Source organism: Sphingobacterium sp. UME9, from assembly GCF_014170215.1.
GTDB lineage: Bacteria > Bacteroidota > Bacteroidia > Sphingobacteriales > Sphingobacteriaceae > Sphingobacterium > Sphingobacterium paramultivorum.
In genome coordinates, this window is record NZ_LZZP01000015.1 from 38372 (window position 1) to 46786 (window position 8415).

Sequence of the window (8415 nt, forward strand, 5' to 3'; positions counted from 1 at the left end):
ATTAGGCCGGGCGTGTTTCTTTAAATAAAGATAATCGTCCAACCATCATAAACATCAATAGGCCGAAACAGGCAAAAACACCGTAAGAATAGCGTAGGCTAAAAGCTTCAGCAATATATCCAATTAAAGGCGGTCCCATTAAAAAACCCAGGTAACTGATGCTTGAAACCATGGCTAAGGCTACTCCAGATGGTACATTTTTGTTCTGCCCAGCAATGCTGTAAATGGAAGGGACGTTGCAGGCCACGCCTATACCTACTAACATAAAAGCGAGGGTGCAGATGATAAATTCAGGAAAAATAACCGATGTCATCATTCCGACGAACATCAGCAGACCACTGTATTGCAGGGTTCTTTTTCTCCCTAATTTGCGAATGACAGCATCACCAACAAAGCGTCCAGTGGCCATCATAATCATAAAAGAAGCGTAGCCAACGACAACAAATTTTTCTGGAGCTTGAACGATCTCCTTGAAATAGACCCCACTCCAGTCAAACATTGCCCCCTCTGTTGCCATGCTGAAAAAGCCGATAATGCCGAGTTGAAGTAGGCCACCTTCCGGTTTAGAGAAAAAACTACGCTTTTCCTTTTGAGGAGATTTGCCCGGAACCAAATACTTTTGGTTGATTAGTGTATTCGCTGCGACAATGACTAATATGATTAAAAAATGGTAAAAGGTGTTCAGACCCAAATTCATCGTTAACAAGCCGACTAGTGCACCTGTGAAGCCAGCGATGCTCCAGGCTCCATGAAAAGAAGTCATTATTGATTTTTTGAAAATCTGTTCAGTTGCAACGCCTTGCGTGTTAACGGAAATATTACACATATTACCAGTGACACCAAACAGAAATAATATGCCTCCCAACTGCCAGGCATTCTGTGCAAAGGGGATGGAGCACAGGACCAAGGTATAAGCGATAGGTACAATACGCAAAACACTTGCACTGCCATATTTTGTGACCAGCTTTCCTGAGAGAGCCATTGTTGCAAGCTGCCCAACAGGAAGCATTAATAAAATTGTACCTAATTGCCCCTCACTTAAATGGAGATAAGCTTTAATAACGGGAATTCGACTTGCCCAAGATGCAAACGCGATCCCTTGGCAAAAAAAGAAAAGTGATACCGCGATTCTTATGCGATTTCGTTTGTTATAAAGATCTTCTTCTGAGTGAGTTAACGTTGCGTCCATAGTTTCTGATTTGAGGGTGCAAAGTTAAGGATAAGTATCCCATTAAAAAATATAATGATTCAAAAAATACTTAAACTTTTAGGTTGCAACTTTTAGGTTGCAATAGGGATACAGAAATATGCCTATTTTTAAATTGCTCATCGATTTGTTGATAATTATATTCGATTATTTTGATAATTATCTTCTATTTCAATCTTCCGGTAAGAAAATAATACGATGGCCTTCTTCAATTTGGCTAAATCATGTTTATTCAATATGATATGTTTTGCATAACCATTCCTTGTATAAGAACCGGAAAGAGACACATTTGTTTCAGTCGATTTTCAGGCCTGTTTCAATTTAAGAAGATATTAGATGTTGAAGTCAGAAATAGGCCGATTGGGGACCTCTAGCTCATTAGAAAATAAATACCTATGAATAAGGGGAAAAGGGCTACGATAAAATGCTGAAATAGTGAAGAAATAAAAATATAAAATTCTTCATTATTTCATATTGGTTTGTTCAATACCTATTCTACCTTTGTATTGGCAAACAATTATTAGCCTCCTAGATAACATGATAAAAAAACTAATCTTAAGTACAGTACTAGCCTATGCTGGAACTGCCTGTGTTATTGCGCAGCAACCCACATTTTTGTCCCATCCGACGTTGAGTCCCGATGGTAAGGAAATGGTTTTTAGCTACGAAGGTGACCTTTGGAAAGTAGGGAGCCAGGGTGGTGTTGCAGTTCGGCTGACAGGAATGGAAGGAAATGAGATCAATCCACGAATTTCCCCTGATGGAAAATGGCTAGCGTTTTCGGCCAATCAAAATGGTAACATGGACGTCTATGTGATGCCTTTGGCTGGTGGAGATATACGGCAGCTTACATCGCATGATGCTTCGGATGAAGTAGACAGCTGGAGCTGGGATAGTAAGTCACTTTATTTTACGTCATCGCGTTATAATAGAATGAGTGCCTTTCAAGTTGCTTTGGATGGCGGAACGGCAACAAGGTTGTTTCCTCATGTCTTTAATTATATCAGTAATGTAGTGCCAACACCTTCAGGAGAATTATTATTCAATGATAGTTGGGAAGGCTACAGCTCGGCCAACCGCAAACGTTATAAAGGTGCTTTCAATCCGGATATAAAGTCCTATAATCCCAAAACAAAAGCTTTTCAGCAATATACCGATTATATAGGTAAAGATTTTTGGCCGACAGTGGACCAGAAAGGAAACATATTCTATGTGTCCGACGAAAGCAATGGTGAATACAATCTTTATCAAATAGCTGGAAAAGCGAAAACCCAATTGACATCTTTCCCAGAGTCTATCAAGCGTCCGTTTGTCGCGGCAGACGGTAGTAAGATCGCATTTGAAAAAGGCTACCAACTTTATATTTACGATGTCAATGCAAAGAAAACCATACAGCCCAACATCGCGCTTAACCGCAATCAGGTTCTGGGAAAGCTGAAGGAGTTCAATATTTCAGGTAACATCAGTAATTTCGACGTTTCACCGGACGGGAAAAAGATGGCATTTGTATCCCGTGGGGAATTGTTCGTTTCAGATATCGAAGGAAAGTTTGTTCGTCAGATGCCAAGTCAAGGGGAGCGCATCATGGAAGTTAAATGGCTTAAAGACAGTAAAACATTGCTCTATAGTCAAACGTATCAAGGGTATCAGAACTGGTTTTCACGCACAGCAGACGGTAAAGGAGAGGTAAAACAATTGACACAAGATCTGCGTAACAATCGGGATATTACATTCAATGCGGATAAAACAAAAGCGGTATATCTCAGTGGACGTGATGAAGTTCGTCTATTGGATTTGACAAGTTTGAAGAGCCAAACAGTAGTTAGAGATGAAATCTGGGCATTTCAAAATTCTTCACCCTCATTTTCTCCCGATGGAAATTATCTTTTATTCACGGCTATACGCAATTTTGAACAGGATATTTTTGTGTATAACCTGAAAAATGAGCAAACGACTAATTTGACAAATACAGGTGTTACAGAAGCAGCACCATATTGGTCTCCTGATGGTAAATACATTTATTTTGCGAGTAATAGGACTAAGCCTTCTTATCCTACTGGTATGCAAAACTCAAGCATTTTCCGAATGGCATTGACCAACTTTGACCAACCTTATCGTAGCGCAAAGTTTGATGAATTATTTGTAACACCTGAAAAGAAAGATACGACAGTAAATAAAACTGGTGCAACTAAGAAGGAAGATGCTACTAAGGATAAGAAGAAAAATGATGCCGACAAGGTAAAGTCAACCGCAACACCAGCAGCCGAAGCCAAGAAAGCTGTTTTGGTCCAATTGGATTTAGAAGGATTACGTGACCGAATTGAGCAAGTCAGTCCAGCATTTGGAACACAATCTGATCCTTTGGTGATACAAAAAGGGGATAAATCCTATTTGTTCTATGCTTCCAATCATGAAGGAAAATATAGTACATATCGTACCGTATATGAGTTATTTACACCAGCCAAAACCGAGAAAGTCACAGATGGAGGCATGGGGCAATTTGTAGAGTCTGCCGGCAAGTACTTTGTGTTGAGTCGAGGAACAATTCAGAAATATAATCTTGATTTGAATAAGCTTGATGCGGTCACCATGAGTTTTAAATTCAATCGGGATCTTGAGAAAGAGTTCAATCAGATGTTTTATGAGACATGGGCCAATCTGGAGGAGAATTTCTACGATAGCAATTTCCATGGTGTAGATTGGACCGCTGTTAAAAAGAAATATGAGAAATATCTTCCAGGCATCAACGATAGGACAGATTTGCGCATCCTTTTAAATGATATGTTGGGCGAACTCAATTCGTCACATTTGGGTTTCAGTTCAATGGGACAGGAAGAACGTAAGCCGTTTGGTTTTGTAACGAATGAAATCGGTGTGATCTATGATACCAGCAATCCTTATAAGATTAGCTATATCGTTCCGAATGGCCCCGCAGCAAAGAAAGAGGCTGATATTCATGCTGGTGATATCCTCATGGCGATTAATGGAACAAAATTGAATACGCAGGCAGATCGCGATAGTTATTTTACTTGGCCTTCACTGGAAGAAGAAATCCAATTGACCTTGAATCGTAATGGTAAGGAAATTCAGACAAACATTCGTCCGGTATCAAGCGCCGTGTTTAGAGACCTACTCTACGACCAATGGATTAGAGATAACCGAAGTCGAGTTGATCAGTTGAGTAGCAATAAGATAGCGTATTCACATATGAAAAACATGTCGGATACTGAATTACAAAGGTTCTTGATCGACATGGCTGAACAGGAGAATAACAAACAAGGGATTATTTTAGATTTACGGTATAATACAGGCGGAAATGTGCACGATGAAGTTTTACGATTCCTGTCACAACGCCCTTACTTACAATGGCAATACCGAGGCGGTAAACGTGCGCCACAAAGTAATTTTGCGCCATCTGCCAAGCCTATTGTTTTATTGATTAATGAGCAATCGCTGAGCGATGCTGAAATGACCGCTGCGGGCTTTAAAGCCCTTAAATTGGGGAAAATCATTGGTAATGAAACCTATCGCTGGATTATTTTTACTTCTGCTAAAGGCTTAGTCGACGGATCAAACTATCGACTTCCGTCTTGGGGATGTTATACCCTTGATGGTCAGGATCTCGAGCAAACCGGAGTTGCCCCCGATATTCTTGTAAAAAATACAGTACAAGATCGGATGGAAAATAAAGATCCGCAGTTGGAAAGAGCGATAAAAGAAATTCTTGACAATATAAAATAGGGAAGTAACTGTTAGAATTACCTACTGTAAATAGGCTGTCCAACTTTTTTTGGACAGCCTATTTTTTTTAACGTCTCATGTTTTTATGAATACGACCTTCTGATTTTTGCTATTTATCGCCCTTCAGCGTATAATTTGCCTCATTCGGTTAATTTACTACATTTGGTCCCACCCTTTGCTCAGTGGAAGTTAATAGACGATTTTAAGCAGTTTTATTTTTTTAAGTACCTGTTTATCAGTGTTTAGTTGTTTTGTGCGCTGTTTCATTATGAAATTGGCGATTTTTCTGCATCCCTTCTCAAAATATAAAGCAATATGGAAAAGATTATATTACAGGTAAAAGAATCTTGCTCTGCAGATTGGGGTAAGATGACGCCACAAGAACAAGGCCGTTTCTGTGGTCAATGTGAGAAGATGGTTGTTGATTTTTCACAGATGAATGATCAGGAAATTGTGGATCAAATAAAAAAAGCCAGTAGGGGGTTATGTGGTCGATTTTATGAAGATCAGTTGATGCGCGAATTGGAAGCCACTATTTCTTTTTCTAAAAACCCTATTTGGCAAGGAAGGTGGACAGGGATTGCTGCGGGCCTCCTATTGGTTGGATCCTTGAGTTTTCATACTGCTCAAGCACAAAACAAACTGACTGGAGAAGTTGTCGTTGTCCAAACAAAAACGAAAAATGATCAGATAAAGAAGCAAGGTCGGGGCAACTCATCAACAAATTATAATTCAGCGTTAAAAGGAAGCCATGATAGTACTAAGGTAAGCATAAAAGGCAAAGTTGTTTGTGCTGGAAACGATGTAAGCATGGTGGGCACAGAAGTATCCTTAGGAAATTATCGTACGAAAGTGGATGAAAATGGAAATTTTCAACTTTGGGTACCGCAATCTTTGTTTCGAGTAGATCAAGAGCTCCGTGCACAGATGCTTGGCTATAAAACTGTTGTGATTCCATTCAAAAAAGGGAGTAAAATGCAACTGGATAAACCAATAGAAATGGAAGTTAAGCCAATGATTATGGGAAAGATCGCTGTGGTGGGGACACAAGGCATTATAGGGCGAAAGAATAAATAGTTTAATTGCCTTATTTTGGTCTGTTTTTTATAGGGCAGCTGCCAAAAATCTCGCTTGAATGTCATAAAAGTCAAAAAAATATTCTTTTCCACTTGACTTTTTCTACGGTGAACCTTACATTTGGATTATCGAATGACTTCGTAGCTCAGTTGGTAGAGCAACAGACTCTTAATCTGTGGGTCCTGAGTTCGAGCCTCAGCGGGGTCACTTTCAAAAAAGCCGTTTTACAAATGTAAGATGGCTTTTTTGTGTCTAATGCAAGTTAGATTATTACCGTTGTGCAGATATTAACTTTAAATCGTTTTTCCGGCGTCGGATGCTATAATTTTCGGATAACTAATCCATTATTTCTATCAGCTATCGCGTATTATTTCTGCTAGGAAAACATAAAACTCTTTAATCTGTTATTAATTCAGCGAATTTATTACGTAAATTTGTATTTCAGACGATAAGCTTATGGAAGACAAGAAGATTTCGATATTGTACGTTGACGACGAAGAAAACAATCTGTTTTCTTTTAAAGCGACATTTCGACTAAAGTATAAAGTGTTTACGGCAATTAGTGGTGCCGATGCAATCGATATTGTCAAAAACAACCAAATACATATTATCATTACTGATCAACGGATGCCGGAAATGACCGGTGTAGAGTTTTTGGAGGAGATTATTAAGATCAATGCAGCCCCAATGCGTATCCTTTTGACAGGGTATACAGATATGGCGGCTGTCGTTGATGCTGTCAATAAAGGAAAGATCTTTCATTACCTCAATAAGCCGTGGAGTGAAGAGGAACTCGATCAAACGATTCAACGCGCTTATGATGTCTATGCTGAGCGTCAAAAGATTGTGGAGACCAATTCTCAACTTGAGACTTCAAATGATCAGTTGGAGTTTCTGCTGCGACAAAAGCTACTTTCCTAAAAGATTATAATTTTAGGAAAGGCAACTTTTATTTAAAATGTCTGTTTGCTTTCTGATACTCTTCGCTACAATTGCATAGGATTGCGGAAAGTGAGCGGCCTTATTTGCTCGGTATGATGACTGTAAAGGTTGTGCCCTGATTTGGCTGTGATTGCACTTCAATTTTCCCCTGTAGTTTTAAGAGTGCATTCTGAACATTATAGAGCCCAAATCCCATGCCCTTAGCTTGATCACTTGCTCTAAAGAATAATTTAAAGATATCTTCAACATACTCTGGAGATATGCCTATTCCGTTGTCACTCACAATAATTTTAGCTTTACGTTCTGATACGAATACGGAGAGTTTGACGTACTGGTTTTCTTGCCCTTTACGTTGGTATTTAAAAGCATTAGAAAGAAGATTATGCAAAATTAGTTCTAGAAGTGCTTTATCGCCGCTAAAGATCTCTTTTTGATCCAGTGAAATTTCAAAGGCAACATCTTTATTTTGCGTGTACATGTTGTAAAACTGACGTATATTGTTAAAGAGCTCTTCGAAATTTATGGCTGACAACATAAGTTCGCCTCTTCGTAAGAGATAATAGTCTCGCAGACTGTCAATATAGGCATCTAAGCTGACCAATGAACTATCCATTAGTGATAACAACTCATGAATACGATCTATGCTGTCAAATTCTAACCCAAGTTTCACCGCAGAAAGAACCCCTGTCAATGGATCACGAAGATCATGACTAACACTATATGCGAATTTATCTAATTCATCATAAGCTTTTTGTAGCTCTTGATTCTTAACTTCTAGCATAGAGTTTGCAACATAAAATTTATTTGCTTCTTCTATAGCGGAAACGATTTCTTCATTCATCCAGGGTTTTCGGACAAACCTAAAAATATGGCCCTTGTTAACTGCATCAATTACAGTTTCCATATTGGCATAAGCCGTTAAAAGAATACGGATTGGTTTTGGAAAATCTTTTTTAATGCGGTGCAAAAAATCGATGCCCATCTCATCCGGCATACGTTGGTCACAGAAGATAATACGGATATCAGGATGAGCATGAAGGATCGTTTCGGCCTCACTCGTATTGGATGCTGTATGGATAGCGTAATCGTATCTAAAGTTCGCTTTAAAGCTAACCAAATTGTTTACTTCGTCATCGATATATAATATTTCAAGCTCCCTCTGCATAATTTTATTATATGGTTTTATTCCCTTACAAATTTACATTTAATTTTCCGATTACACACAAGCGGATAAAAATTGGCGAGAGCTATCGCAATCAAAGCAAGTCCCGCTGCTTATCTTTATGTTGAAAAAAAAAGTTATATGAAAACAGCAGGACTTGACGTGCATAAAGATAGTATTTTTTGTGCGGTATTTAATGGGAAGCATTATTCGGATGTGGAGGTTTTCGAAACCTTCAGTACGGGCATTCGACAGTTGGGAGCCTACTTGAAGGCTGCGGGTGTTC

The 8415-nt window shown here is 39.0% G+C and carries 5 protein-coding genes and 1 tRNA gene; 4 read left to right on the forward strand and 2 right to left on the reverse strand.

Features of this window, described 5'->3' with window-relative positions:
• Window position 1 precedes the first annotated feature (1 nt).
• A complete protein-coding gene (locus A9970_RS28370; RefSeq protein ID WP_153847953.1) occupies window positions 2-1189 on the reverse strand; it encodes an MFS transporter in 1188 nt (395 codons plus the stop codon).
• A gap of 555 nt (window positions 1190-1744) precedes the next feature.
• On the opposite strand from A9970_RS28370, the gene A9970_RS28375 reads away from it, so the two are divergent.
• The 4 genes from A9970_RS28375 to A9970_RS28390 all read left to right on the forward strand — a co-directional run bounded on the left by A9970_RS28375 (window position 1745) and on the right by A9970_RS28390 (window position 6946).
• Window positions 1745-4948 (forward strand): S41 family peptidase, encoded by a 3204-nt coding sequence (locus A9970_RS28375; protein ID WP_182984497.1) that lies wholly within the window; start codon window positions 1745-1747, stop codon window positions 4946-4948.
• A 315-nt stretch (window positions 4949-5263) separates the two neighbouring features.
• Window positions 5264-6025 carry a hypothetical protein gene (locus A9970_RS28380; RefSeq protein ID WP_182984498.1) on the forward strand — a complete coding sequence of 254 codons (762 nt, stop codon included), beginning with the start codon at window positions 5264-5266 and terminating at the stop codon, window positions 6023-6025.
• A 134-nt stretch (window positions 6026-6159) separates the two neighbouring features.
• Window positions 6160-6232, forward strand: a tRNA-Lys gene (locus tag A9970_RS28385).
• 249 nt (window positions 6233-6481) lie between these two features.
• On the forward strand, window positions 6482-6946 hold the full coding sequence (locus A9970_RS28390) for a response regulator (RefSeq protein WP_046673283.1): 465 nt from the start codon (window positions 6482-6484) through the stop codon (window positions 6944-6946).
• A gap of 100 nt (window positions 6947-7046) precedes the next feature.
• Here A9970_RS28390 and A9970_RS28395 read toward each other — a convergent pair whose 3' ends face one another.
• Window positions 7047-8132 (reverse strand): hybrid sensor histidine kinase/response regulator, encoded by a 1086-nt coding sequence (locus tag A9970_RS28395; RefSeq protein ID WP_182984499.1) that lies wholly within the window; start codon window positions 8130-8132, stop codon window positions 7047-7049.
• Window positions 8133-8415 lie beyond the last annotated feature (283 nt).